Below are 25,946 nucleotides of genomic sequence, written 5' to 3'. Positions count from 1 at the left end.
ACGCATTTGGCGCTGGCATAGCTCAGTTGGTAGAGCAACTGACTTGTAATCAGTAGGTCCCGGGTTCGACTCCTGGTGCCAGCACCAACCTAAGCTACCCTCCCTATCTCGCACGTTTGATTCGACGCTTGTAGTGGCTGCACTCGCTCCATTCACCCTGGGCGAGGCAACGAATCATGCGTGTTGTCGCAACAGTTTGTTCCAAAGGCGGCGTCGGCAAGACGACGACCACCGCCAATCTAGGCGGCCTTCTGGCCGACGCCGGTTTCCGGGTCCTGCTCGTCGACCTGGATTCCCAGCCGACCCTCTCCTCCTACTACGATCTGTCGCAGCCGGCCCCGGGTGGGGTTTACGAGCTGTTCGCCACCGACCTGGTGGACCTCGACAAGATCATATCCCGAACGTCGATCCCCGGGCTCGACATCATCGTCTCGAACGATCATCGCAACCAGCTGCAGCAGCTGTTGCTCAATGCGCCGAACGGTCGGTTTCGACTCGTCGGGTTGCTCGATCGCTTCGCCGATCGCTATGACGTCATCCTCATCGACACCCAGGGTGCGCGGTCCATTCTCCTCGAGATGGCCGTGCTGGCCTCGGATCACCTGGTTTCCCCCATCGTCCCGGAGTTGCTGACGGCACGCGAGTTCGTGCGTGGCACCCAGGGCATGCTCAACGAGCTGCGCGAACTGGCGCTTTACACACGCTTCGATGTCCCGCCGGTCTCCATCCTCCTCAACAAGATGACCGACCAGCTGAGGGATGCCCGTGATATCTCCGAGAGCATTCGCGGCATGTATGCCGAGGTCGATGACATCGGAGAGGGGGGCGGCATCCGTGTGCTCGATACGCCGCTGGTCAATCTCTCGGCGTATCGCCGCGCGGCCCTGGATAGCCTGCCGGTCCACCGTGTCGAACCGCGTAAGCCGAGTTCTCGCAAGGCGCTCGCCTGTGCGGACCAGATCAAGGCGGTCGCCGCCGATTTATTCCCCGAATGGGCCGATGCCATCCGCGCCGTTGGAGCCGTGAAGCCGAACGGTAACCCCGGGACCGGCAAAGCGGGAGGTGGCCATGTCCACTGACGCACGGCACGCACCCCCGACCGCTCACCCCAATGTCGAGATGATCGGTTTGCTCCCTCCTCACAGCAGTGAGGCGGAGCAAGCCGTTCTCGGTGCCCTGATGCTCGACAACAGCAAGTGGGACGAGATCAGCGAAATCGTCGATGCCGACGCGTTCTATGACTTCCAGCACCGCTGCATCGCCCACGCCATGGCGGAACTCGCTCGCGCCGAACACCCGCTCGATATCGTGACAGTATCGGAAGTGCTCGAGCGAAATGGGCATCTGGAACCGATGGGGGGACTGGCGTATCTCGCCGAGCTGGCACGCAACACGCCCTCGGCGAGCAATATCGTCGCCTACGCGGAAATCGTCCGCGAGCATTGGCGCCGTCGGCAGTTGACTGGTGTGGGGCGCGATATCAGTCAGCAGGCGCTCGACGGCGGCCAACTCTGCCACGCCATCATCGAAGCCGCCGAACGCCAGCTTTTCGAGTTGGCCGAGGATCGTCGCAGCGAGCCGGCGGGAGTCCGTCAGGCGCTCTCGGTCGCGGTCGACACGATCGATCGTGCCTTCCACGCCAAGGACGGCATCACCGGAACACCGACGGGATACCGGGATCTCGACGACCTCACCGGCGGCTGGCAGAACTCGGACCTCATCGTCGTCGCGGGACGCCCAGCGATGGGCAAGACAACGTTGGGCATGAACCTGGTCGAGAACGCCTTGATTTCGACGGCTGGGCGCGTCGAGTTGGCCACGGCGCCGATCTTCGTGTTCTCCCTCGAGATGCCCGAGGAACAGCTGATGCTGCGCCTCATGGCCAGTATCGGGCGCCTGGATCTGGGGCGCATCCGCGCCGGCAAGTTGGAAGACAACGACTGGGACAAATTGACGGCGGCCGCTCAGCGGATCCTGGAATTCGAGGATCGGCTGTTCATCGACGATCAGGCCGGCTTGACGGCAACGACGCTCAAGTCGCGTGCCCGCCGCATGATGCGCCGTCACGGCAAGCCAGCGCTGATCCTGATCGATTATCTGCAACTCCTCCATGAGCCGCGGAGCGAGAACCGCAACAACGAGATTTCGACCATATCCCGGATCCTCAAGGCGACCGCGAAGGACCTCGGGTGCCCGGTCATCGCGCTTTCACAGTTGAATCGCAGCGTCGAAACCCGTCCCAACAAACGTCCCACGATGGCCGACCTGCGCGATTCCGGCGCGATCGAGCAGGATGCCGACGTGATCGCTTTCGTCTATCGCGACGAGGTCTACCACCCAGACAATCCGGACAACAAAGGGCTGGCCGAACTCATACTCGGCAAGCAGCGCAACGGTCCCATCGGCACGGTCCACCTCGCCTTTCTGGGCTCGAGCACCCGGTTCGAATCGCTGGAGTGGAAGCAAACGCGGGAGGGATGGTCATGACGGCATCCCCGCAAGCGAATCAAGCGCTCAAGCACCTGATTTCGGCTGCTCGAGGCCACAGCGGGCAGTCCCATCACCTACGGCGCTTTCTGCTCGGTATCTACAACGGCTACGACTGGCCGTTTGAACTGCATCGGTTGAGAGCACTGGACTCGGGGTTGGCCCACGATGCCCTCGTCGTATTGACGGAAGCGACCTTCGGTTCCAGCGAGATCCATCACTGGATCAGCAATGGCGATGCCGTCTTCCTGGAATTGTGGGAGCGCGAGAAAGCCGATGCCTGGCAGGGGGAGGAACAACTATGACCTCTTGTCAGCTGAGCGTGGAAGTCCTCTTTGACTGGGAGAGAGCGTCGGCGACGCGGTACTTGCCGGTCTGCTATCTCGACGGCCAACCCATCGAACTCCGGTTCGATCTGGTTCGTGTCGAGCAAGCGACCCTGGAGGCGGCGTATTCCGCCAGGTTGGTGGGCGAGATTCGGGCGGGTGACTGGTGTGTCCGCGAGCAGTACCTGATCCCGGCAATCGAGGCCAGCGACTTCGTCTACTACTCGCTGGAGAGCTATCTGCAAAGCCGGGACGACAGCGTCCCCCAGCGGTCGCTCGAGCGGTTTCTCGACTATGAAGTTCGTCGACAGATCGGGCGACTTCGCCATGAAGGGATGGCTCAGACTCAGGACTTCTACGACATACCCACCCGCGCCAGTGGCGATGTGCTTGCCGAGCGCAGACGACAGGTCGAGGTCGAGGGCTGGGAGCCGAGCCACGATGATACCCACCGTAGCGCTGAAATGGTCCGCGCCGCCATCGGGTACGCGAATCTCGCCGCCCTCCAGGGTCGTTACGGCGTCCCCGACACCACGGACCTATCGCTCTACATCCCGCATGATTGGCCGTGGGCCACGGGATGGTGGAAGCCGAGCCGCAGCGCGCGGCGAAACCTGATCAAGGCCGCTGCATTGCTACTCGCCGAGATCGAGCGGCTCGATCGGGCAGCCGACCGCGACGGAAAGAAGGGAGACGACTCATGACGGTCTCTGCTCCCTTGATGCGATACCACGGCGGCAAGTTCCGATTGGCCAAGTGGATCATGGCGCACTTTCCGCCGGCGACAGCTTTCGACGTGTACGTCGAGTCCTTCGGTGGCGCCGCGGGCGTGCTTCTCCAGAAGCCAAGAAGTTACGCAGAGGTGTACAACGACCTGGATGGTGAAGTGACCAATCTGTTCGAGGTGCTTCGCCACCCTCGGCTGCGTGCCCGACTCGTTGAAGCCATCAGGCTGACTCCCTACGCCCGCCACGAGTTCGAGCAGGCGTTCGAGATGAGCGAGGAGCCGGTCGAGAGCGCTAGACGCGTGTTGATCAGAGCCCAGATGGGATTCGGTTCCGCCGGTGCGACCCGGGGTAATTCGGGATTCCGCACCGATACTCGCCGCGTCGGCGGCACGCCGCAACATCACTGGCAGCGTATGCCTTTGCTGATCGAGGTCGTGGCCGAACGGTTGTCCGGCGTGCTGATCGAGAATCGGGACGCCCTGAGCGTTATCGCCCAGCATGACTCCAAGCGAACCCTGCATTACGTCGACCCGCCCTATCCCGAAGAGACGCGCGAGAAAGACCACCGCAGCGCCTATCGATATGAAATGAGCAATCGGCAACACCTCGACTTGCTCGACCATCTCATGAACGCCACGGGTTTCGTTCTCCTATCTGGCTACGACTGCGACCTCTATCGCAATGCACTGAGGGGCTGGCGTATGGCGCGCCGCCAGACTCAAGCATCGGGTCAGCGAGGTTCTAGCCGGCGTACGGAATGCCTGTGGCTCAATCCTCGTGCTGCCGAATGGGCGGGCCAGCTCGAACTCGGCCTTAACGATCAGGAGGTGGCCCATGGCTAACGGCTTACCGATTCGCTGCGCGACACAGGGCATGCGGCGGGTCGTTCGATATGCAGTCGACCACGGCTGGGACGTCGAGCGAACTCGAGGCGGGCATGTCCGCTTCATGAAGACCGGATGCCCGCCGGTATTCACTGGATTCTCACCCAGCGATGTGCGTGCCGAAAGGAACGCGATGGCTCGATTGCGTCGGGTGGAGCGGCAAGAAGGAGGTCCGCGATGATCCCTGATCGCAACCTGCGCAAGATCAAGCGTTGCCTGGCGTTATCCCAGTCGGCCAACGCGCATGAAGCGGGAATCGCGCTACGCCAGGCCCAGCGGCTCATGGCCAAGTACGGCTTGAGCGAGATCGATGTCGCCGCCTCGACGATCGAGCGCATCGTCGTGCCGGCCGCCGCTGGGCGCACGCCACCTCGGTGGCTCGGTCAACTGGTAGTGCTCGTCAATGCGTCGTTCGGCACGCTGGCCGTCTATGAACCCCACCCGGCTCTCAGCGGGTGGCAGGGGTATTACGCCTTTCTCGGCGAGTCGGGCCAGGTGCGTATCGCGGCGTATGCCTTCGAAGTGCTCCAGCGTCAGCTGGTCAGTGATCGGAAGGCGTTCCTGGCAGGCATGAGCAAGCGCGCCAAGCGCGTCACCAAGACTCGCCGTGCCGATGCCTTCGCGTGTGCTTGGGTGTCGGGCGCCGCCGAGCATATCCGTCCCGTCGAGATGGGCAAGGAGGCCATCGCAGCGATCGACCATTTCAAGACCCGCTTCTACACCACCCTCGAGTCACTCTCGACGATCGACCGCGGACAACGTCGCGATGATCGGCGGGCAATGATGCGGGGCTTCGAAGCTGGGCGGAATGCCCGTTTCCACGATGGCGTCGAGGCGGATCGGCGGGAGGGACTGACCCATGGCTGAGATTTTGCAATTCCCGATCCGAGCAATGAATGGCTCTGGCATCGAGCGCTATCTGACGAATCTGGAGTGCCTCTCCCTCGGGATGTGCGATCCGTTTCCTGAGTGGTTGGAGGTTATCGACGACTGGCTGGAGAAACATCCCCAGGCACGCACGACCCGAAATACCACATTGCGCTCGCTGCTCGCCGACACCTGGCTGGTGTTCCACATGGCTTGTGACGAGACGGGACGGTTGTCGATGCGGCCGCATCTACACCGGCGTTGGGCACAGCTGCAGTATCACGTCCTGAGCGATGTCGAGTTGCTGGTCATCGTCGTCGACAACCTCGCCGACATCCGTCACGGCGTGGCTGAGTTGAGCCAACAGTATCCTCCCGAGGTCCGTGACGACCTGAGCCTGTTCGGCGTCGAGCAAGGTATCGCGCGCCTGAAACATCAACTGGAACGTTTGCTGGATCCCGATGTTTTGGCATCGCGGCAGCCGGAGTGGTAAGCCCATGAGCAGCAAGAACGCAATCACCAGCGATCAGATCACGGCCAAGCTGACTCAGCCGGGGCCGACGTTAATGACACAACCCACCGACCGGCTGCCGGCACCGAGCAGCGAAATGGCCATCACGCTGACGCTGGACCAACTGCGCCCCTATGATCGCAATCCGCGCACCCTGCGCAATCCGAAGTACCAGGAGATCAAGGAGTCGATCCGTGCCGTCGGGCTCAAGCAGACGCTGACCGTCACTCAGCGGCCGGGCGACGATCGCTACATGATCTCCGATGGCGGGAACACCCGATTGAGCATCCTGCAGGAGCTGTACGAGGAGACCGGGGACGCGCGCTTCTATAGCCAGGACTGCCACTACGTACCGTGGCAGGGCGAGATCCACGTCCTTGCCGGCCATCTGGCGGAGAACGACAACCGCGGCCAGCTCACCTGGATCGAGCGGGCCCGTGGGGTCTACGAAGCCAAGCGCATGCTCGAGGCCGAGAGAGGCGAGTCGATCTCCCAGAGAGAATTGACGCGGCGCCTCCAGGGGTTGGGGTACACCATCAACCAGAGTCACGTCTCGAAGATGCTCTACACCATCGAGCATTTTCTGCCGACTTTGCCCATGACCCTCGAGAGTGGCATGGGACGGCCCCAAGTCGAAAAACTGGCTGGCTTCCGCCAGTTCTGCGAGGAGTGCTGGACCCGTTGTGCCGACTACTGGCTGGAACACGCCGAGGATCTGGGCGAGGCCGAGCAGTGGGCCAGCAACGTCGTCGACGGTGATTTCGCCCAGGCCTGGCACGATGAGATGGTCCAACTGGATCACGAGGGGCAGACCGAGCTCCCGTGGAGCATCGTCGAGGATCGTCTCAAGGGCATGCTCCACGATCACACCGGACTCCATTTCAACCCGATCGACATGGCCTGGAAGAACTGGTTCACGGTGCGCAAGTACGGGCGCTCGGTGAGCGAGGAGGAGCGGGCCGATATCTGGACCACGGTCGACGCGGAACTCGAGCGACTGCGCCATCCCCCGGAACGTTACCTATATCCGCCGCTCCAGGACAAGACGGTTCCAACCACTGGCAGTGACGCGAGGCGATCGACTCGGTCGCATACGCCGCCCGACATCCCGGGGCGCGCCGACGACACCGGCGCAGCGATCGATACCGATGACGGCCATGGTCCCCAGGACACGGATCCGGTCGACATTGTCTTCGGGGATGGCGAGAGCGACTTGTCGCCGAAAGAGACCGATGCAGGAGATGGGGGAGCCGTTTCTCGCGGTGGATCACGCGACTCGCCCGAGATGCAGCGCATGCGAGAGCAGCTCGAGCAACTCGAACAGCGTAACGCCGAACTCGAGCAGTGGGCCCAGCAGACACCGGCGGCCCCCCAGCCGAGCGAAACCTCCCTGCACGAATGGCTCGATAGCGACGGCGAGGCTCGACCTATCCGTTCCGCTGATGAGCAGGACACCCTGGTCGACGATCTCACGCTGTCGCCGTATCACGAGAGCGAAGGGCATCGCCAATTGCGTCACTGGCAGGCGCGGGAACACGGCGAGGAGGCGATCGACTTCGAGGCGGCCGCGCTCAAGAGCGTCCCGCTTCAGTCCGGTGGCCCCGTCGCGCCGATCACCGATCTCTGGCACGTGCCCGCCTGGCGGCGCAAGCCGCAAGATCTGCGCATGCAGATTGGCGAGGTCGTTCAGGCCCTGGCGAGTTGGGCGGGGCTCGACGCGAGTGGCTCCAGCGAGATCATCCGTCTCAACGCCCGCGAAGGGCTGGGGTATGAACTCGGTCCACTGGGGGACTACCCCGGCCGTCGGGCCCAGTTGATCTGGCAGCTGCTGGCCGGCTTCCAGGGCCACATCGATCCCATTCTGCCATCCGAGATTTCGCTGCTCGGGGAACTGGTCGGTAGCCACGGTGACGATGTCGACGTGCGTCTGCCGGATGGCTTGTTCATCCGAGTCTGGTGGCTGACCCGCTTGGTCAGGGTCTTGCGCGAGGTGACCGATAACGCAGGGGGGCAATGACAATGACGACACCACAACTCAACAACGCCTTATTCAATCAGGCCCTCGAACTGATCCGCGAGGGCGACATGCGTCGCGCGCGAGCCCTGGGATTCAGCAACGAGGAACTGCAGAGTCTGAGCCGGTTACGAGCCAGCGAGATCGAGTCGATGATTCACGAGTTCCCCGGGGTCGCGCGGTTCGAGCTGGATCACGAGATGTTCAGGGCCGCGTTGCGGCGGATCGATCGCGATCAGGACCGCGACGAGTTGGTCGACCAGTGCATCCGTCACGGGGCCAGTGTGCAGATGCTGGCCGCATTCTTCGGCCTGACACCCAATGACTGTTCCGCGCGAAGAGCATTACTGGGCGTGCCGAGTCGCCAGGGACGACTGCCGATGCCGGACGAATCCGTGGAGCACGCCGCCTGGCATCGCTGGCAAACCATCAGTAGTGACCCGGCCAGTCCGGCATCGGCGGAGGACATCCGCGGCATGCTGGTCCTGGCCGAGGAAGTGGAGTTGCCGCTCGCCGTGATCTGGACACTGATCCGGCAGTGGACGACGCCGGAGCAGGCCCGTCAGGAGAGTGTGCCGGGTGACGACGAGGGCGTGATGCGTGTCGGGGTGGCGTGATGAGAAACTATGACGCGCTCATCGGGCGCGCCGCGTCATCCCTGACCCAGCGCCGAGGCCAACCCGCCTCGGCGTCGGGCGTTCAGGAGGACGCCCTCGACGGTCTCCTGTTCATGGGCAACCCCCATGAAACCGTCCCCCGCGCGCTGTTGCTCGATCAGCGCCTGGGGGCGGTCGACGTATTGGGCTGGCAGATGATCCGGCTACTGTCGAACGCAGATCGCACCACGGCGTTCCCGACCTACGACGAACTGGAGCCATTGCTGCGCTCGGGCGCGAATCGCAAGGCGTCGCGCAAGACCGTCGCGAGGGTCATCGCGATCCTCCGCCTGACCCGCTGGATGACTCTGGGCATGAAGGCGCGCAACACCGAGAACGGCCGCATGATCGGCAACGTCTACGTGCTGCACGACGAGCCGCTCGCTCCTGCCGAGTCGCTGTCGCTCGACGCCGAGTACATCGAGTACGTCATCCGTTGCACCCGTCACCGCAACCGCGATGTTGCCGAGGTGGCTCGACTGGTGCGAGACGAACTGGCCGAGAGTGGCGTCCTCGAGGTGCCGACTCGACTGGATGTCATCGATCAGCGTGCCCAGCGGCAGAGCCAAGCCGAGTTTCCAGCAGAAACTCAGTCAACGTCCACCCAGTTTCCGGCGGAAACTCAGGGCAAATCGCCCAGTTTCCAGCGGAAACCAGGGCGGTTTCCCGAGACCGGCGAGCCCAGTTTCCAGCGGAAACTCATGCGTGAATCAGTAGGTTACGACACAGTTTCCGCAACGTCAGGCCCTACAGTACGTAGTTATACAAACTCTGTGTGTAAAACCACCGCGCGCGAGACGGATGCCCCCGCGCTGATCTGGAGCTGGCCACTCGAGTTGAGCAGCGACGAACGTGAGTCGGTTTCGCTCATGCTGACCGGACTGCCGCACGAGACTCAACAGGCCGTGATCGACGAGGCGGCCGGGCGCATGGAGGAGGGCAAGGTCCAGCGCCCCATGGGGTTCCTGCACACACTGGCCAAGCGGGCCGCATCGGGACAGTTCCAGGCGACCCACTTTGGCCAAGGGGTGGCCGGGAAGCGCAACAGTCTGCAGTTGCCATCGACGGGCCCCCCTAGCACGACGGGGGTGGGCGCTGCCGATGGCCTGGCACATGAATCCCCGCCAATGTCGGCGGAAACCGAGCGAGCCCGGGAGGACATGTTCAGGCGCCTGGGCCTATCCCGATAGCGTTGGTAGAAACGCTCGCGTTCGGGATTAACGTTTTCGCTGGGGTCATCGGTGATGGGCCATGAAGCTGTGAACCCATCCAGTGCATTGACTCCAGGAGTGACCATGGCCAGCGCCGAGCCCCGCGTAGGGCAGCTACGCAGCAAGATCGAAATGACACTGCATACCTATCCCGCCGTTCTGGCGTGGCACGGTCGAGGGGTCGAGAGTGGCAAGCCGCAGGTCGTGGGGCTGAAGCAATTCCTGTCCCTGGCTGGACGGATCCACCGGGCGGCGGAGCGAGACGATCCGTACGCCGATATGTGGTTGCTGACCCTGGAGGGCAAGATCCATCAGACCCGTGATGCGCTGAGGCAGCTCAAACAGAGGGTGAGTACCGTTCTCGACGGCATTCCCGAAGGGTTGGACGTCAGCCGCAACGTGAGTCAGCAGCCATTCGTGACGCCGGTGTTCACGGGCGGCCAGATGGGCTGGCAGGCCGTGATGCTGCTCATGGAATACGACGGCATCGTGCGCGACGTGCTCCTGGCCCACCACATCGGGCTGCTGGGCAACAAGCAGCGCGCGTCGATGATACGCGACCAGGGAGGTCACGCCATGCGATCGCTCTGCTACGCGCCGGTCAAGTTTCCCGGCTTCAGCGGTGCGACGCGAGACGACTTTGCCGCGAACAACGCCAAGGCGCGGGACGCCCGTGAAAAGTTCGGCGAGCTGCCGCAGGACATTCTGGAAGGGACACGTCGAAGTGAGTTTGCTCCCCCCGTCCGCCGTGAGTCGAATCTGGCAGCGCCGTCGGCGGATCAAGCCTCTCAGGGCCTCGCAGGAGCGGATATGGATGATGACTCCCTGTTGCCCGAAGCCGATGAGCCACAGGTAGGCCCAAGGTGATTCCACTGGAATCAGCGCCGGCGGCGGTGACCCGAGTGATTCCACTGGAATCAGTGCCGGCGGTGACCAGGGTGATTCCGGGGGAATCAGTGCCGACGGCGAGCTGGGTGTTTCCCCCGGAAACAGTGCCGACGGCGGGATCGAGTGTTGCCACTGGCAACACGCCGGCGGCGAGCAGGGTGTTTCCACTGGAAACATTGCCGGCGGCGAGCTGGGTGACTCCACTGGAATCAGTGCCGGCGGCGAGCTGGGTGATTCCACTGGAATCAGTGCCGGCGGCGGGATCGAGTGTTGCCACTGGCAACACGCCGGCGGCGAGCTGGGTGATTCCACTGGAATCAGCGTCGGCGGCGGTGACCCGAGTGATTCCACTGGAATCAGTGCCGGCGGCGAGCTGGGTGATTCCAGTGGAATCAGTGCCGACGGCGGTGACCCGAGTGATTCCACTGGAATCAGTGCCGGCGGTGACCAGGGTGATGCCACTGGCATCGGTGCCGGCGGCGAGTTGGGTGTTTCCCCCGGAAACAGCGCCGGCGGCGAGCTGGGTGACTCCACTGGAATCAGTGCCGGCGGCGAGCTGGGTGATTCCACTGGAATCAGTGCCGGCGGTGACCAGGGTGATGCCACTGGCATCGGTGCCGGCGGTGACCAGGGTGATTCCGGGGGAATCAGTGCCGACGGCGGGATCGAGTGTTGCCACTGGCAACACGCCGGCGGCGAGCAGGGTGTTTCCACTGGAAACAGTGTCGGCGGCGAGCTGGGTGACTCCACTGGAATCAGTGCCGGCGGCGAGCTGGGTGATTCCACTGGAATCAGTGCCGGCGGCGAGCTGGGTGATTCCACTGGAATCAGTGCCGACGGCGGTGACCCGAGTGATTCCACTGGAATCAGTGCCGACGGCGAGCTGGGTGTTTCCCCCGGAAACAGTGCCGACGGCGAGCTGGGTGATGCCACTGGAATCAGCGCTGGCGGTGACCAGGGTGATGCCACTGGCATCGGTGCCGGCGGCGAGCTGGGTGATTCCACTGGAATCAGTGCCGGCGGTGACCAGGGTGATGCCACTGGCATCGGTGCCGGCGGCGAGCGGGGTGTTTCCAATGGAAACAGAAATCGAGACTGGGTGAGGAATAAGTCGTGACGACGATATCTGCACTGGAACAGCCACAGGATTTTGCACTGAATCGATACGCAAAGGGCCTTTTAAAACCCTTTAAGGGTAAAGGGGAGGTACTGAGATTCCGGGACGAGTTGGAAGAGGAGTGTGCTCGGTTGTGGCAGGAGTCGGCGGACCTTGCCAACCGGCACAACAAGACCGTGGTTCAGGTTGGCCTATTCCTCAAGCCTCATCAGACCAGCGGTGGGCGAGTCCGGCCCATCCAGTGGCGAGATCGAGGACAAAGCCAGATGGGGCGCCGATTGCTGGAAGCGGTGCTGGAACATGGCGGTGTCTCACAAGGCATGCGTCGCAAGCTAGTCGACATCGAAACCGAGCGTGTCATCTTCAATGCCAAGGTGGCGGCCGTGACGCGTCAGATCGCTCGCTGCAATAAGGCGCTCGAGGAGATCGAAGAAATCGAATCGATGTTGTGAGCTCTCGCCGGGAAATATCCGCGCCGGAGTTAACGTTTTTTGCTGACCTGCCTTGGGTCGCGCGGAAAAGTGCTCGTGCACGATTTCGATTCACATCCCATGGAGGTCAGCATGAGCACCCACTTCAGCGGCGAGGGGAATATCGGTTCGGACCCCGAAGTCAGGATGTTCCCGCCAAGCGGCAACCAGGCTCCACGAGGGGTATTGCGACTGAACGTTCGATTCGACAATCCGGTTCCCACCGAACAAGGCAATGTCGATCGGGGCGGGTTCTGGGCCAATGTCGAGATCTGGAATCGCGATGTCGAGACCTGGGCGCGTCTCTACCAACGCGGGATGCGCGTCATGGTATCCGGCCGAATGGTGCTCGATGAGTGGAAGGATCGCGAGAGTGGCGAGGACCGGTCTCAGTTCAAGGTTCAAGCGCAGCGGGTCGGCATCCTTCCCTTCAGGGTCACGCAGGTCGTTCTCGAGAAAGCCAACTGCGGTGCCAATCAGCAGAGTATCACTGCGACGGATGAAGGTAGCGTGGGAGCCTTTGCAAAAACTGCGGGGGAGGCGGGGGAGTGGAATAATCCGGTAGGGTCTAATTCAGTAGCCGAGCATTTTGGCCAGTGATTGATCGTCCCCCGGGCTAGTGGCCATGGTGACGGTTAATGATCGTTTGTCGTTCAGCCTACATGTGGGTGGTTAACGACCTGCCATGGCTACTCCAGCTTTCTGAGTACGGGGGAATTGGAAAATAAATGTTTTATGAGAAGCTTGTCAGTAGGTTTTTGCTGGCCGAGAGATGGCAAGCTTATGGCTCTTGGCAGATAAAAGCTCTATTGCTATCAGTGGAGTTCTCGCAATAATCACGATACTGTTCGTTCAAGGCCACTAGGCTGAAGCAGCCTAAAGCTATGAATCCTAAATAAGTGAACATCAGCTTAGGTCCCCTTCCTTTTATTTTTCCATAAAACATCATTGTTCCGATTAAATATAAGATGAGCCAGATTGGAAGTGTGATTAAAAAAATGGTAATGATGATTGTGTATCCGATAACAATAAGTATCATAAATACAAATAACCTGTAGGAAATCATTTCGGGAATCGTGTTTTTCTCTTTCATGTTCATTTGTTTTCTGTTTTTAATAACAGCGGAGAGAAGCCTGGGCATGTAGAGGAAGCCCTTTATAGTCATTGGTATGAGGCGATGTTCTGAGCGCGTAAATTGTTCCATGAATGTAAGTGAGGAAATGGAAAGCGCAAGAATGATTATGTAGTCAGGAGCCCAGGTTGGGAGCGGGAAAATGAATTGTGGCCAAAGATAGTCTAGGGCAGAGGATATAGGATCGCGTATATAGAACTGATACGTATCAAATGTAGATTTTAAATGTCCATAGAATGTCACAAGCCCAGAAAAAGAATTCGATATCGCAATTATAGAAGAAAATCCGCTTGTGATAACGGCTGCTCGTGCAAAAGCTGGATGCATAAAAGTGACCTCGTTGTTATTTTTATTGCGCCGCTGTGTGAATATTTTAACTCTGTGGTGGCGCATTAGAATTTGTATGTAGTATAGATCATTTTTTTGGTGGCTGGTAGGATTTTTAGTTGGTGAATGATCAAATATTATGCTGAATGGTTGCTCGGGGTTCTAGAGCTATGTGGGCTTCTGAAGTTTAGTTGAATGGTGCTGGCTAGATCTGTTTAAATAAATTAATGGGCTTATGGGTGTTTGTGGTGAGTATTTCTTTTTGAAAGCTGTTAATATTTATTAGTGGTCTTTTCGTTGTTGTCCAAGCTAGTCAGGCCATTTGATACATGGAAGACAGAGTTTAATGTTGCCGGCCTCTGTTAACGTTTTCTCCTGACCTGTCGAACCAGTCCGACCATCCTGGGCCAGTTGCATCTCACGAGGCCCGGAGACCATGACTCGACTGTTTCTCTGCGAAAAACCCTCTCAGGCGCGCGACATCGGCAAGGTGCTCGGTGCTACCCGCAAAGCTGACGGATGTCTTCAGGGAGAGGGTGTCGTCGTCACCTGGGCTTTCGGTCATCTCCTCGAGCAAGCTCCCCCCGAAGCCTATGATCCGGCGCTGAAGCGCTGGTCGCTGGAGTCGCTGCCGATCCGGCCGGGGCAGTGGAAGAATACGGTGCGCAAGGATGCCGGCAAGCAGTTCAGGGTGATCCAGGGTCTGCTGAAGCAGTGCAGCGAAGTGGTCGTCTCCACCGACGCCGATCGCGAGGGCGAGACCATCGGGCGCGAGATCCTCGATGCCTGTCGCTATCAGGGCCGCGTCTCGCGGCTCTGGCTCTCGGCGCTGGATGAAGCGTCGATTCGCAAGGCGCTGGCCAACATCCGGCCTGGAGAGTCGACCTGGTCGCTGTATCAGGCCGGGCTCGGTCGCTCTCGCGCGGACTGGCTGGTCGGAATGAACCTGACACGGGCGTTTTCGGTGCTGGCCCAACGACAGGGGCATGAGGGCGTGCTGTCGGTGGGCCGTGTGCAGACACCGACCCTGGCTTTGGTCGTGAGACGCGACCAGGAGATCGCGAGCTTCGTGCCCAAGCCATTCTGGGACGTCGTGGCGAACCTGCAGGCGCGGGGTGGTAGGTTTCAGGCCAAATGGCTGCCGGCCAATGACGCCTGGCTCGACGAGGAAGGACGCTGCATCGACCAGGAGGCGGCGCGCGCGGCCGCGGCACGCTGCCAGAGGGCGCAGGCGACGGTGGCGTCCGTCGAGACCTCGCGCAAACGGGAAGCCGCGCCTCTGGTGATGGACCTGGGCACGCTGCAGCAGGCGTGTTCGAAGCACTTCGGCTTCGGTGCCCAGCAGGTGCTCGACATCGCCCAGTCGTTGTATGAGACGCACAAGGCCACCACCTATCCCCGTACCGACTGTCGCTATCTGCCCACGTCGATGCTGAGCGAGGTGGAGGTGGTCGTGACGGCGCTCCTGCACTCGGATGACAAGCTCGCTCCGGTTATCGATCGTCTGGATCGGAAGCTCAAGAGCCGCGTGTGGAACGATCGCAAAATCACGGCTCACCACGGGATCATTCCCACCACGGCCCCCTGCCGGATCGATCGCATGAGCGAGGACGAGTTCCGAGTCTACGATCTGATCCGTCGTCACTATCTGGCTCAGTTCCTGCCCGCCCATGAGTACGATCAGACCGACGTGCGCCTGGATCTCGCCGGCGAGACGTTCGTGGCCTCGGGGCGACAGGTGCGGGTCGAGGGGTGGAAGTTGCTATTTCCTCGAGGGAAGGGCAAAGGACAGGACGGTGACGACGAGGAGCAGGAGGCTTCAGGTGCGCAGGCGCTCCCGCCTCTCCGTCAGGGGGAAAGCTGCGCGGTCGTGGACCTTCTGGTGAAGGATCGCCAGACCCAGCCGCCGAAGCCATTTGCCGAGGGCACGCTGATCTCGGCGATGAAGAATGCCGCCCGGTTCGTCACCGACGAACGATTGCGCGCGCGGCTGCGCGAGAGCGCCGGCATCGGTACCGAGGCGACCCGCGCCGGGATCATCGAGACGTTGCTCAAGCGAGGCTTCATCCGCAAGAAGGGACGCACGATCGTTTCGACCCCGGTGGGGCAGGGGCTGATCGCGGCGTTACCTCCGCAGCTCAGCAACCCGGGTATGACGGCGCTGTGGGAGCAGGCTCTGGACCAGGTTGCCGAGGGTTCCATGACCCTGGAGGATTTCATGCAGCGTCAGCATGTCATGCTCGACAAGCTCATCGCGTTGGCGCTCCAGCAACCCCGTCTGGATCTTCCCGAGCCCCCTAGCGAAACCTGTCCCAAGTGCTCGGCCAAGATGCGCAAGCGCAAGGGAGGCAGTGGCCCCTTCTGGTCGTGCTCCCGCTATCCCGAGTGCGACGGCACCAAGTCGATCGGCAAGAAGGGCAAGCCGAAGGCCAGCGGCCGATCGAAAGCACAGCCAGCTCGGGGAGGGCGCGGATGATGCGTGGGGACGATTGGGAGTCCAACTGCGCCGAATACCTGACCGGGACCGGAAAGGAGTCGGGCGCTTTCGACAAGGCGATGACAGAGACGGAGATCGCTTGGGTGGTCGATCAGAGATTACGCACCCAGTGCTGGGAGACCTACCCCGAGGTGGTTCTTGAGACGTTCCCGGGACGTCCCGATATCATCGCGACACGCCGAGGGATCTGCCAGGTCTTCGAGTGCAAGCGCTCGTTGACCCTGGGCGTCATCGAGCAGGCGAGCCGTTGGCGAACGCACTCGCGACCGGAGCAGGCCGGCATGCCCCATCTGATATGGGTCGCCTGCAAACGCCCCCAGTATCGGTCCAACAATCTGCTGTGGTGGCTGATGCGCGAGTTCGGCATCGGGCTCCTGGCGATCGAAAAACAGCCCGCCATGGAGATCCGTTACAGCGGCGAGGCCGAGATCCAACCTCAATCCTATCGCATCTACCGCCAGCTGGCCCCGCGCATCCAGCCGGGAGCGCGGAGGTCGGCGCAGTGCCTGATCGACCAGCTCAATCCCGACATGCGCATTGCCCGACCGGGGGCCAGAGGCGGGGAAACCGAGTACATGACGCCGTTCAAGCGCACCATGGCCATGATCGATACCTATCTACGAGCCGATCCCGAGGCCGAACGGCACATCGAGCACATCATCGACTACCTGAACGCGCATGGTGGCCATCACTACGGCACCGATCGTAGTGCCCGGGGGGCGATCCCGCCACAACTGGATCGCCTTGGCTATCCACGCACTCGCGAGTGGGGGTGCTGGTTCAAGGCGAAGCCCATCGATGGTCCCGACGCCATCGAGATGTCAGCCGAGGCGACGTAGTCCTCGAGAAGGTGTTCTGACATCGGAAATGCTGACGCCACGAGTTAACGTTTTCGACTGATCGAGCAGGCTCGAGTGGGCATCGTGGTGGAATCGACTTCCGCGAGGCCTGCAATCATGAGGCGATTCCGTCTTCCTGCCGTTGGCACCATCGCGCTCCTATCCCTGGGCGTCACGGCATGTTCTCACTTCCCATCCCAAACGGCTCCAAAGTCGGTGGATTCCCGGCCTGACACCGAGATCGAGGATTCCACGGACGACGATGGTGCCGGACCACGGCTTGCCAACATTTACGATGACGATTCGACGGCTGTCGACGTCGTGCGAGTGGGGCGCTATCAACTGGTTCAGGCCAATGCTCAGGAGGGGCAAAAGCATCTCCTGGAACAGATCGTTTCCGTTCAAATCCCACCGATCGAGTCGCCGAGCGTCGGCGACGCCATTCGTTATGTCCTGAAGGGCACGGGCTATCAGCTGTGCGATCCGCGCGGGACCGCGATGAATTACCTGTACAGCCGCCCGCTCCCGGGGCCCCACTATCAAATGGGCCCCATGCCATTGCGAGCGGCGCTGGAGATGCTGGCCGGTGAGCCGTGGACGTTGGATGCTGATCGCATCACGCGAACCGTGTGTTACGAGCCCACTGAGCAGGTTCGGTTCGGCGTCACCGTGGCTTCGGATCGACGCGAGCAATGGCGGCCCATTGTCCAGCCGGCACCTCGCCGGCAGAGCGAGACGATGGCCGATGAGGATTCCTCTTCGGCTTCGGGCGCCGCGGCTACCACGACCGCCTATGAGCCGGGCGCCCGGGTCGCTGAGTAGTACATGGCATACGGCCCCCGCGGGAGGCGATGAAACGCGGCCCAAGAACGTCGCTCTACTGGCCTGCATGAAGCAGTAGGAAAAACGCACTTTGGATCCGGGCAGGGGGCGGTGGAGCGTGGCGCTTGCCTTACGCGGAGGGCTACTGGATAATTCCAGATGTACCCCGTTGCGACTGTCGGTTAACAGTCGATCCCAGGGCCCTCTGTGGTCCGATCCCAAAGCGCGAACACCTGGTGAGAACGCGCACCCCGCCATCAGCATGGCTGCACTACTAGGGACAAGTAGCTGGGGTTCCAGGTTCCTTGTGTTATCAGGTCGACCGGTCGTCGACCACCTCCCAATGTTTCCTCGAATCATCGAACCGGCCAGCGAGCGACCTTCGTCGAGGATCGCTCTCTGGCCGGTTCGACGATCATTCCCGCCGGCGGTGCCCGCCGCCTGACCCCCGGGCTCCTTTTGTGCGGGGATCCGCGCACAAACGTACTGGTCCAACGCCATGACCTAGGACCGGATGCAACGGCTGGTCGAGCGCATGACTACGAGGGGCATGACGGTCGATAGCTCGCATAATGGCTGATTCCACACGCTACCCGCACCGGTATCGGTAGCTGCATTGTCTTGCGGTTCTGGTCTTCAATCCCAAGGCGCGGCGGGGGACAACCGCCGCCACGACTTGCGATTGGTGATCGTTTGGGGTTGACGCCGCGAGAAGGTGGCGCAATCCTTACCATGTACGCCGTTGGTCACTGTCGGTCATCAGTGACGCCCTTTGCCTTCGGGCAGATCCCCAAGCTGTATCGCATCCCGCAAGACAGCGCCCTGCCAAGGGTCGGATGCCACTGCTATTTCACCCACCCGGGAAAACACTTCCCGGATGGGGTGTGTCTTCCCCAAGCCATGGAGAAGACTGGAGATGACGATGTACGCCATCGATACCCTGGAGTTCGCGAGGCAACTGCGCACGGCCGGCTTCACTCAGGAGCAGGCCGAGGCGATTGCCGAAGCTCATGGACGAGCCTTCCGTGAGGCGGCCGAGCATACGCTCGCCACCAAATCGGATCTGGCCGAGACTCGTGCTGCTCTGACAAAGGATATCGACGCTGTTCGAACCGACCTGAATCAGAAGATCGACTCTGTTCGTACAGACCTGAACCAGAAGATCGATTCCGTTCGTTCCGAGCTGAAGCTTGATATGACAAAACTGGCCAACCAGTTGACACTCCGCCTCGGTGGAATGTTTGCACTGGGCCTCGCCTTTCTGACTGCGATCAAGTTCTTCAGCTAATCGCATCCCAACCTACCCATCCGGGGGAACACTTCCCCCGATGGGGATGGTGTATCTCCTGGAGTTTTTTAGACTCGACCCAAGGAGTTACATCATGTCCACTTCGACCGATAACCAGTTCTTCGATCTCCACATCACTGGCGTGGGCTACGTCAACCGGATTCGCAAGGTCACGCTCAAGCGTGGCAACCCGTTCTGGGCTTGCGATATCTCCGCGTTGAATGGTCCCGCGAATGATGTCGAGTATCGCCGCTTCGATTGTCGCGTCAGCGGTGCCGAGGCGGAAAAGCTGGTCAAGAAGTTCGCCGCTACCGTGGCCGATCGCAAGGAGAAAGGGCTTTCCGAGCCCAAGATCCTTGTCGGCTTCAAGCTGGGCGATCTGTACGCCGACCTGTTCACACGGACAAAAGGGGATCGCGCGGGTGAAACCGGCGTGAGCCTGAAAGCACGTCTGCTGTTCATCAACTGGGTGAAGGTGGATGGCGAGAAAGTCTACGAAGCGCCTCGGCGAGACGCTGTCTCAGCTACCTCCGACGATCCTTCTGGTCAGTCCGGCGACGGGGCTTCGCCTCAGCCGGACGTCGCCGCCGACACCGGTTCGGTGGGGGCTGCCGAAGCCATGGCCTGATTCCACATAACCGCCTCACCGTTCGGGATCTAGCGTCCCGGCGGTGTGGTTCAACCCACCCGCTCGCAGGGGAGATTTCTCCCCTGCGGGGGCGTCTCCAATGCGGCACCGATTGGAGATGTCATGTCCTATCTATCCAAGCTCCGGGTCGCTCGCGCCATATTCGACGCGGCCGACCGTATCAGCAGCAGCGTGACCGCGGCTTGCGTGGTTGCCGCCTTGCTGGGTCCTACCCTGCGGACGCAACCCGACGGCATGGCCCATGCTTTCTGGGGCGGCGCGGTCTTCCTCGTCGTGGCCCTGGTCGCTGGTATCGCCAAGAGCATGCTAGACTCGTTGATAACCAAGGCCGAAGCCGACGAGGGAGGTGATTCCTGATGGATTACGCAACTCTGCTGCTTGGCACTATTTTCGTTGTGCTCACGGTATCGATGACGGTGGCAGGCGGTTACGCCTACACGATTCATCGCAAACGCGAAGCACGGCGAAAGCACTAATCTCGGCCAACCGGCCGATTTTGACCTCATCGTGACCGCCTCCCTCTGGGAGGCGGTTTTCGTTAGTCCCTACGGGAGTCATCCCGTGCACTAGATACCTTCTATCCCTACCGGGGCCATCCCCGGCGGGGATGGCTCCATGAGAGCATGGAGTCCGTATCATGAGTATCTATTGTCTGGTGCCGCGCCCAGACGGAGTGTCCCACGTCGTCTACGAAGGCAGTCCGGTATGGCCGAGGGTCGAAGTCGGGCTGCTCCGGGCCGCATATCCTCCAGAAAGGGTACTCGGGGAGTTAGCCTGGATCGTCTTTGATCGAATGGGACGTCCGTTTTCCGGCGAGACACCCGAGCTTGCGCTGGCGGCGTTCGCCGATCGCCCCGAGCATCGCTACACGGAACGCTAGTCGTTCATGTGTCCTCAACGATCGAATCTATGCAAACGCCCTGCGGGGCGTTTTTTTCGCCGGAAAATAGGGACGTGCGCAGTTAACGTTTCTCGTCGCGAGCCTCTCACCCCTCGGGCACGGTTGGTCCAGAAACCATCACCAAGGACGCCCGGCGCGAGGTCTCATTCGATGTCCCTATTTCAGAATCGTCGAGCCGTCTCCTTAGCTTTCCGGGTTGCAGGAGGCAAACATGACGGGTGAACACCAAGAAGCTCACGACCAGGATCGTGAGAATAGAGCGGGTATCTCGCCGGAAGACATCGCCGAGCCTGATCGCAAACCCCGTGGAAGAAGGCCTCTAGCGAGAATCGCCATTGTGGTGGGTGGCCTTGCTGCCATAGGGCTAGCCGCTGTTGCGGGATATGGAGTCATCTCCAGTGGTGTCGCTGATCTTGCCTCGGGCTATGGCTATGGCGATGACGCCGAGGGGCCCTCGCTGGAGTCCCGTCTGCAACAGCAGCAGCAGACGCTCGATCAGCTTCGCGACCGATTGGACACGCTTGAGGCGGAACGCGCGTCCGACGTTGCCCTGGGCCGCAACGTCGATGCGCGTCTCGACCGGCTGGCCGAGCATGTCGAGGCAAACGCCCAGATGAAACAGCGTCTCGATCATCTCGCCTCTGCCGACGAGGTCGACGGGCTGTCCCAACGCATCGACGAGCTTTCCGGCTCGGTCGATGTACGCTTCAGCGCGGTTCGCGAGACCGAGCAGGGGCTCGAGGCATCCATCGATGCGCTGCGCGAGCGGCTCGAGAAGCGAAAAGCGAAACCGCGACAGGACCAAGCCTCCCGCTCTCGTCGGAAGTCGCCGACGCCCCCGTTCACCATCGCCGGTGTGGAACGGCGGGGTGATCGCCGTTTCCTGGCGATAGCGGATGGAGAGGTGGCGAGTCTGAGCGATCTGCGTCTGATTCGAGCGGGACAGAGCGTCGGACGTTGGCGTCTCTCGTCGATCGATGGGCGTTCGGCGTCGTTCACCGTCGACGGCCGCGACGTCGTCGTGTCCCTCCCTTGAGGAATGTCCCATGACGAAACGTGCCTGCCTGATATTGATCGCGTCGCTGTCCTGCACCGTGCTCTCCGTCGAGGCCCAGGTGCCTTTGTCGCTTGATCCTCCTCCAGGGCCGAGCATCCAGCGGGAAGCGCTGCAGCGTAACCGTGAGACTGAGGTTGATACGTCACGGATCGAACACAGCCGCGAGCGTACCGCGAAGGCGTGGGGACTGAGCGAGCGCGAGTACGCGCGCTACGAGTCGATCATGTCGGGGCCGCGTGGCACTTGGTCACCGAACCTCGACCCCTTGACCGCGTTGGGGATCGAGGCGCGTTCCGAGGAGGAACGCCAGAAGTACGCCGAGCAATTGGTCGAGACCGAGCGTCGACGCGTCGAGGCGGAACTGGCTTTCCAGCGAGCGTACGACGCCGCCTGGCAGCGTCTCTATCCCGGGGAAATGCCGATCAAGGCCTTCAGCACCCAGAAGGGTGGCGAGACCCGATCGTTGTTCGACAGCGATTCACGCCAGGTTCCTGGTCGACTCAGCGTCGTCGTGGCGACCCAAGGGTGCCGGCAGTGCGATGCCACCGTGAAGCGGTTGTTGCGAGGGGGCGCGGCGATGGATATCTGGGTCGTCGATGCGAACGGGGACGACGAGCGGATTCGTAGCTGGGCGTCCAAAGTGGGTATCCCCGCCAGGCAGGTCCGCGACGGCGATATCACGCTCAACCATGGCGAGTCGCTCGATGTGGATGGCGACGAGCTGCCTCGCGTCGCGCCGAGGGGGTGAGGGATGCGCTGGGCGATCATGGTGCTAGTGGCTTGCTTGACGGCGGGACGGGCCGATGCCGACTCTCCGGCGATTCCTCCAGCCTATGTCGTGGCCGCCGAGCACAATGGCATACCCCCGGCCATGCTGTACGCCGTGGCCAGCACCGAGTCGAAAGTCAGCCTCGGCAACGGCATCCGGCCTTGGCCGTGGACGCTCAATGTCGCCGGCAAAGCGCTGCGGTTCGGCGATCGTGCCTCGGCCTGCAGGGCGCTGCGCAACGCGCTCGAGCACACACGAATCGTCGATGTCGGCATTGCCCAACTCAATGTGCGTTGGCATCCCCAGTTGTTCGGGGTGGGAGGGCGCTTCGGCGATCCGTGTGCCGGCCTCGATCCCTATGCCAACCTCGATGAGGCGGCGGCCCTGATTCGTCGACATTTCGAGGACTCGGGCGACTGGTTGATAGCGGCGGGGCGTTACCACCGACCCGCAGGCGGCAGGCCGGCCGCGAGATATCGTGAAGCCGTTCGCCAGGAGCTGCTGAGATTGGGGCGCTCTCTCGAACAAGTCTCCCTGACAAGCACGAGTGGCCATGGTGATTCGGCCCTGACTCAACAGGCCGACCATCAACCCAATCTCACCTGGATAACACCATCTCCCCGCCCGGTTCAGAACGATTTCGTCTGGACGACTCCATCGCCACGCCGCTGGCTCGCGGAAGTCGCCAGTCGCTGATATCAACCGTCAGGAATCCTCATGAAGATCGTCCGCACCCTATGTCTCGGTTTCTGTCTCTGGCCTGCCATGCAGGCCATCACCGCCCAAGCCCAGGACGAGGCGCAGCGTCCTCCCGGGCTGCCGGAGTTGGTGGTGGTCGCGGACCACGGTGGCCGCTCGGCGCGGCCGTATTTCGTGGCGATCAGCCGCGCCGGTGTCGACGAGCGGGACGGCTATAGGGCCGAGCCTCGAACCCAGCCATTCGGCGAAGCCGCTATGTTGCCGATCGAGAGCCGGCGTCTGTCACCGGGCCGGGTGCCTGCCCGCTCGATCGAACTGCCCGATGGCTTCACACCGATTTTCCTGATCGGCGACGACGATCTGTCTCGTCAATGGCTCGCTCAGCGTGGCGATGTCCTGCGCGATATGAACGCCGTCGGACTGGTCGTGCAGGTTCGAAACGAGCAATCCCTGCAGGCGCTCCGCGCCGAGGCCTCGGGGTTGGAGCTTCGCCCGGCCTCCGGTGACGACTTGGCGGGTCGGCTGGGGCTACGTCATTACCCCGTGCTGATCAGTCGGCACGGAGTCGAGCAGTAGAGGGCGACGATATGAGCCAGAACTATCCTCTCGAGTCGCTATTACGTCCGGCGGTTGAGCTGTACTCGGTCTGGATGAGCGTCGGCTGCGCTGCGCTATGCCTCTACGCGCCCTGGTCGCTCGCGCTCGCACCGAGCGTGGGGCTCGGTACCGCCATCGGGTTTCTGGTGTTCGGCGCCTGGCGCTTCCAGCAGGCATGGGTCGTGCTGCGCTATCGGCGCAATATGCGACGTCTGCCACGCTTCGCGTTGCCGGCGCGGAAGATCCCGGTCAGCAAGCGCAGCCTCTGGCTTGGCAAGGGGTTCAAGTGGCAGGCGCGGCACACGCAGCGACTTCACGAAGCCGGGCAGCCGGCCGCCGAATCCTATGTCCTGCCGAGTCCCCTCTATCAGCGAGCACGGCGTCTCGAGCAGTCGATGGAAGGCGGAGTGGTCGGCCAATATATCGCAGCGCTGTTGCGCTGGGATTCGATGCTCAACCCGGTGCGGCCGTTGCCGCCGGTCGGTGGTCGCCCGGCGCTGCACGCGGTCGAGTGGAAAGAGCACGATGTCTGGATGCCGCTCGGCGAGCGGGTGGGTCACACCCTGGTCGAGGGAACGACCCGCGTGGGCAAGACGCGACTGGCCGAGATCCTGATCACTCAAGACATCCATCGAGGGGACATCGTGATCTGCTTCGATCCCAAGGGCGACGCCGACTTGCTACTTCGAATGTACGCCGAGGCGCAGAAGGCCGGACGTGGCGACGAGTTCTACATCTTTCACCTGGGCTGGCCGGATGTGTCGTGTCGCTACAACGCCGTGGGTCGATTCTCGCGTCTCTCGGAAGTGCCGACCCGCGTCACTGGACAGCTCTCCGGGGAAGGCAACTCCGCGGCGTTTCGTCAGTTCGCCTGGCGTTTCGTCAATATCGTCGCCCGTGCTCGGCACGCGCTCGGCGAGCGGCCTAGCTACAGCCAGATCCTGGCCGACGTGGTGAACATCGATGCTTTGTTGATGCAGTACGTCCAAGAGACGTTGGAGCCACGAATGCCGGGCGCCAATAAGCAGATCACCGAGATCGAGGGCAAGCTCAACGATCGCAACATGCCGCGCAACATGGTGGGGCGGCACAAGCGGGTGGTGGCGATCGTACAGTACCTGCAGCAGCCCGAGGTGATCGAGACGCTGACCGACCCCGTGCTCGACGGACTTTTGTCGGCCGTGCGCTACGACAAGACCTACTTCGACAAGATCGTGGCATCGCTTCTGCCGCTCCTCGAGAAACTGACCAGCGGGAAGATCGCCGAGCTGCTCTCGCCCGATTACGACGACATCGAGGACGACCGCCCGATCATCGACTGGCAGCAGATCATTCGCAAGAAGGGGGTCGTGTACGTAGGGCTCGACGCGCTATCGGATTTCGAGGTCGCTCAGGCCGTGGGCAATTCCATGTTCGCCGACATCGTGTCGGTGGCAGGCCACATCTACAAGTTCGGCGCCGAGGACGGATTGCCGGGGCAGGGCGATGGTCGGAAATTGCCGATCAACCTGCACTGCGACGAGTTCAACGAGCTGATGGGCGACGAGTTCATCCCGCTCATCAACAAAGGGGGCGGCGCCGGCATCCAGGTCACGGCCTATACACAGACCCTCTCCGACATCGAAGCCCGCATCGGCGATGCCGCCAAGGCGGGCCAGGTCGTCGGCAACTTCAACACGCTCATCATGCTGCGCGTGCGCGAGGAGCGCACCGCCAGGCTTCTCACCGACCAACTGGCCAAGGTCCAGGTCTCGACGCGTCTGCAGGTATCAATGGCCAGCGACAATGCCGACGTCAATTCCGATCAGGATTTCAGCTCATCGGCGGGGGACCGCATCGGCACCGATCCGGTCGAGATGATCACCTCGAACGACGTGATCAACCTCCCCAAGGGCCAGGCGTTCTTGCTGATCGAGGGGGGGCAACTCTGGAAGTTGCGGATGCCGTTGCCGTTGCCCGACAAGGCCGATGACGTCCCCAGGGACGTGGCCGATATCGCGCGCCGCATGCGAGCCAAGTACAGCACCGGCGATCAGTGGTGGGAGGGCGTGATGCCACCACCGATCCATCTGGACTTCGAGCCAACGGAGCCGCAAGCCGGGCCACGGGGGGCGGGAACGTCGCTTTCGACGACGTCCGACGATGGTGCGGGGGTGATGCATGGCGAGGGATGACGCCCAGGCGCACAGAGCCGAGGAAAAGCGCACGGG

26 protein-coding genes and 1 tRNA gene are annotated in these 25,946 nt (G+C 61.8%); 26 read left to right on the top strand and 1 reads right to left on the bottom strand.

The window, feature by feature from the left end:
- The first annotated feature begins 11 nt into the window (after positions 1–11).
- The 15 genes from KGR00_RS19435 (at position 12) to KGR00_RS19365 (ending at position 12,759) form a co-directional block, all read left to right on the top strand.
- Positions 12–87: transfer RNA gene (locus KGR00_RS19435), tRNA-Thr, on the top strand.
- 89 nt (positions 88–176) lie between these two features.
- Positions 177–1,079: a ParA family protein gene (locus KGR00_RS19430; RefSeq protein WP_224418678.1), complete on the top strand. Its 903-nt coding sequence runs from the start codon at positions 177–179 to the stop codon at positions 1,077–1,079.
- A gap of 40 nt (positions 1,080–1,119) precedes the next feature.
- Positions 1,120–2,487, top strand: coding sequence for a replicative DNA helicase (gene dnaB, locus KGR00_RS19425; protein ID WP_224419853.1), 1,368 nt, complete (start codon positions 1,120–1,122; stop codon positions 2,485–2,487).
- On the top strand, positions 2,484–2,792 hold the full coding sequence (locus KGR00_RS19420; protein ID WP_224418679.1) for a hypothetical protein: 309 nt from the start codon (positions 2,484–2,486) through the stop codon (positions 2,790–2,792). The genes dnaB and KGR00_RS19420 overlap by 4 nt, the downstream gene beginning before the upstream one ends.
- Positions 2,789–3,517: a hypothetical protein gene (locus KGR00_RS19415; protein ID WP_224418680.1), complete on the top strand. Its 729-nt coding sequence runs from the start codon at positions 2,789–2,791 to the stop codon at positions 3,515–3,517. Before KGR00_RS19420 ends, KGR00_RS19415 begins: the two co-directional genes overlap by 4 nt.
- On the top strand, positions 3,514–4,383 hold the full coding sequence (locus KGR00_RS19410; protein ID WP_224418681.1) for a DNA adenine methylase: 870 nt from the start codon (positions 3,514–3,516) through the stop codon (positions 4,381–4,383). Before KGR00_RS19415 ends, KGR00_RS19410 begins: the two co-directional genes overlap by 4 nt.
- 219 nt (positions 4,384–4,602) lie before the next feature.
- Positions 4,603–5,292: a DUF2786 domain-containing protein gene (locus tag KGR00_RS19405; RefSeq protein WP_224418682.1), complete on the top strand. Its 690-nt coding sequence runs from the start codon at positions 4,603–4,605 to the stop codon at positions 5,290–5,292.
- Positions 5,285–5,785: a hypothetical protein gene (locus tag KGR00_RS19400; protein ID WP_224418683.1), complete on the top strand. Its 501-nt coding sequence runs from the start codon at positions 5,285–5,287 to the stop codon at positions 5,783–5,785. Before KGR00_RS19405 ends, KGR00_RS19400 begins: the two co-directional genes overlap by 8 nt.
- A 4-nt stretch (positions 5,786–5,789) precedes the next feature.
- Positions 5,790–7,820: a ParB family protein gene (locus tag KGR00_RS19395; RefSeq protein ID WP_224418684.1), complete on the top strand. Its 2,031-nt coding sequence runs from the start codon at positions 5,790–5,792 to the stop codon at positions 7,818–7,820.
- A 2-nt stretch (positions 7,821–7,822) separates the two neighbouring features.
- Positions 7,823–8,434 (top strand): DUF2857 domain-containing protein, encoded by a 612-nt coding sequence (locus KGR00_RS19390; RefSeq protein WP_224418685.1) that lies wholly within the window; start codon positions 7,823–7,825, stop codon positions 8,432–8,434.
- Positions 8,434–9,663: an STY4528 family pathogenicity island replication protein gene (locus KGR00_RS19385; protein WP_224418686.1), complete on the top strand. Its 1,230-nt coding sequence runs from the start codon at positions 8,434–8,436 to the stop codon at positions 9,661–9,663. The genes KGR00_RS19390 and KGR00_RS19385 overlap by 1 nt, the downstream gene beginning before the upstream one ends.
- Positions 9,664–9,768: 105 nt before the next feature.
- Positions 9,769–10,551, top strand: coding sequence for a PFL_4669 family integrating conjugative element protein (locus KGR00_RS19380; RefSeq protein WP_224418687.1), 783 nt, complete (start codon positions 9,769–9,771; stop codon positions 10,549–10,551).
- 505 nt (positions 10,552–11,056) lie between these two features.
- Positions 11,057–11,689, top strand: a complete 633-nt coding sequence (locus KGR00_RS19375) for a hypothetical protein (RefSeq protein ID WP_224424516.1) — start codon at positions 11,057–11,059, stop codon at positions 11,687–11,689.
- A complete protein-coding gene (locus KGR00_RS19370; protein ID WP_224418690.1) occupies positions 11,686–12,141 on the top strand; it encodes a DUF3158 family protein in 456 nt (151 codons plus the stop codon). The genes KGR00_RS19375 and KGR00_RS19370 overlap by 4 nt, the downstream gene beginning before the upstream one ends.
- Before the next feature lie 111 nt (positions 12,142–12,252).
- Positions 12,253–12,759 carry a single-stranded DNA-binding protein gene (locus KGR00_RS19365; RefSeq protein WP_224418691.1) on the top strand — a complete coding sequence of 169 codons (507 nt, stop codon included), beginning with the start codon at positions 12,253–12,255 and terminating at the stop codon, positions 12,757–12,759.
- 181 nt (positions 12,760–12,940) lie between these two features.
- Here KGR00_RS19365 and KGR00_RS19360 read toward each other — a convergent pair whose 3' ends face one another.
- Positions 12,941–13,618 (bottom strand): hypothetical protein, encoded by a 678-nt coding sequence (locus tag KGR00_RS19360; RefSeq protein ID WP_224418692.1) that lies wholly within the window; start codon positions 13,616–13,618, stop codon positions 12,941–12,943.
- Between the two features lie 436 nt (positions 13,619–14,054).
- On the opposite strand from KGR00_RS19360, the gene KGR00_RS19355 reads away from it, so the two are divergent.
- The 11 genes from KGR00_RS19355 (at position 14,055) to traD (ending at position 25,910) form a co-directional block, all read left to right on the top strand.
- Positions 14,055–16,094, top strand: coding sequence for a DNA topoisomerase III (locus tag KGR00_RS19355; RefSeq protein ID WP_224418693.1), 2,040 nt, complete (start codon positions 14,055–14,057; stop codon positions 16,092–16,094).
- A complete protein-coding gene (locus KGR00_RS19350) occupies positions 16,091–16,954 on the top strand; it encodes a hypothetical protein (RefSeq protein WP_224424515.1) in 864 nt (287 codons plus the stop codon). Before KGR00_RS19355 ends, KGR00_RS19350 begins: the two co-directional genes overlap by 4 nt.
- A 117-nt stretch (positions 16,955–17,071) precedes the next feature.
- Positions 17,072–17,776, top strand: coding sequence for a hypothetical protein (locus tag KGR00_RS19345; protein ID WP_224418695.1), 705 nt, complete (start codon positions 17,072–17,074; stop codon positions 17,774–17,776).
- A 922-nt stretch (positions 17,777–18,698) separates the two neighbouring features.
- Complete coding sequence (locus KGR00_RS19340; RefSeq protein WP_224418696.1) at positions 18,699–19,064, top strand: CCDC90 family protein; 366 nt, start codon at positions 18,699–18,701, stop codon at positions 19,062–19,064.
- A gap of 94 nt (positions 19,065–19,158) precedes the next feature.
- Positions 19,159–19,692 carry an STY4534 family ICE replication protein gene (locus KGR00_RS19335; RefSeq protein ID WP_224418697.1) on the top strand — a complete coding sequence of 178 codons (534 nt, stop codon included), beginning with the start codon at positions 19,159–19,161 and terminating at the stop codon, positions 19,690–19,692.
- A 123-nt stretch (positions 19,693–19,815) separates the two neighbouring features.
- Positions 19,816–20,070: a hypothetical protein gene (locus KGR00_RS19330; protein WP_224418698.1), complete on the top strand. Its 255-nt coding sequence runs from the start codon at positions 19,816–19,818 to the stop codon at positions 20,068–20,070.
- 755 nt (positions 20,071–20,825) lie between these two features.
- A complete protein-coding gene (locus KGR00_RS19325) occupies positions 20,826–21,650 on the top strand; it encodes a hypothetical protein (protein WP_224418699.1) in 825 nt (274 codons plus the stop codon).
- A 10-nt stretch (positions 21,651–21,660) separates the two neighbouring features.
- Complete coding sequence (locus KGR00_RS19320; RefSeq protein ID WP_224418700.1) at positions 21,661–22,419, top strand: TIGR03759 family integrating conjugative element protein; 759 nt, start codon at positions 21,661–21,663, stop codon at positions 22,417–22,419.
- Between the two features lie 3 nt (positions 22,420–22,422).
- Positions 22,423–23,136 carry a lytic transglycosylase domain-containing protein gene (locus KGR00_RS19315; protein ID WP_224418701.1) on the top strand — a complete coding sequence of 238 codons (714 nt, stop codon included), beginning with the start codon at positions 22,423–22,425 and terminating at the stop codon, positions 23,134–23,136.
- 21 nt (positions 23,137–23,157) lie between these two features.
- The gene (locus tag KGR00_RS19310; RefSeq protein ID WP_224418702.1) at positions 23,158–23,715 is read left to right on the top strand and encodes an integrating conjugative element protein; all 558 of its coding nucleotides are present in this window, start codon (positions 23,158–23,160) and stop codon (positions 23,713–23,715) included.
- 11 nt (positions 23,716–23,726) lie between these two features.
- Entirely contained in the window at positions 23,727–25,910 is a 2,184-nt protein-coding gene (traD, locus tag KGR00_RS19305; RefSeq protein WP_224418703.1) for a type IV conjugative transfer system coupling protein TraD, read from the top strand.
- Positions 25,911–25,946: the final 36 nt, after the last annotated feature.

The sequence above is a fragment of the Modicisalibacter sp. MOD 31.J genome (assembly GCF_020147985.1).
In the GTDB taxonomy this organism is placed as follows: Bacteria; Pseudomonadota; Gammaproteobacteria; order Pseudomonadales; family Halomonadaceae; genus Modicisalibacter; species Modicisalibacter coralii.
This window is presented reverse-complemented; position numbering and strand designations above follow the sequence as displayed.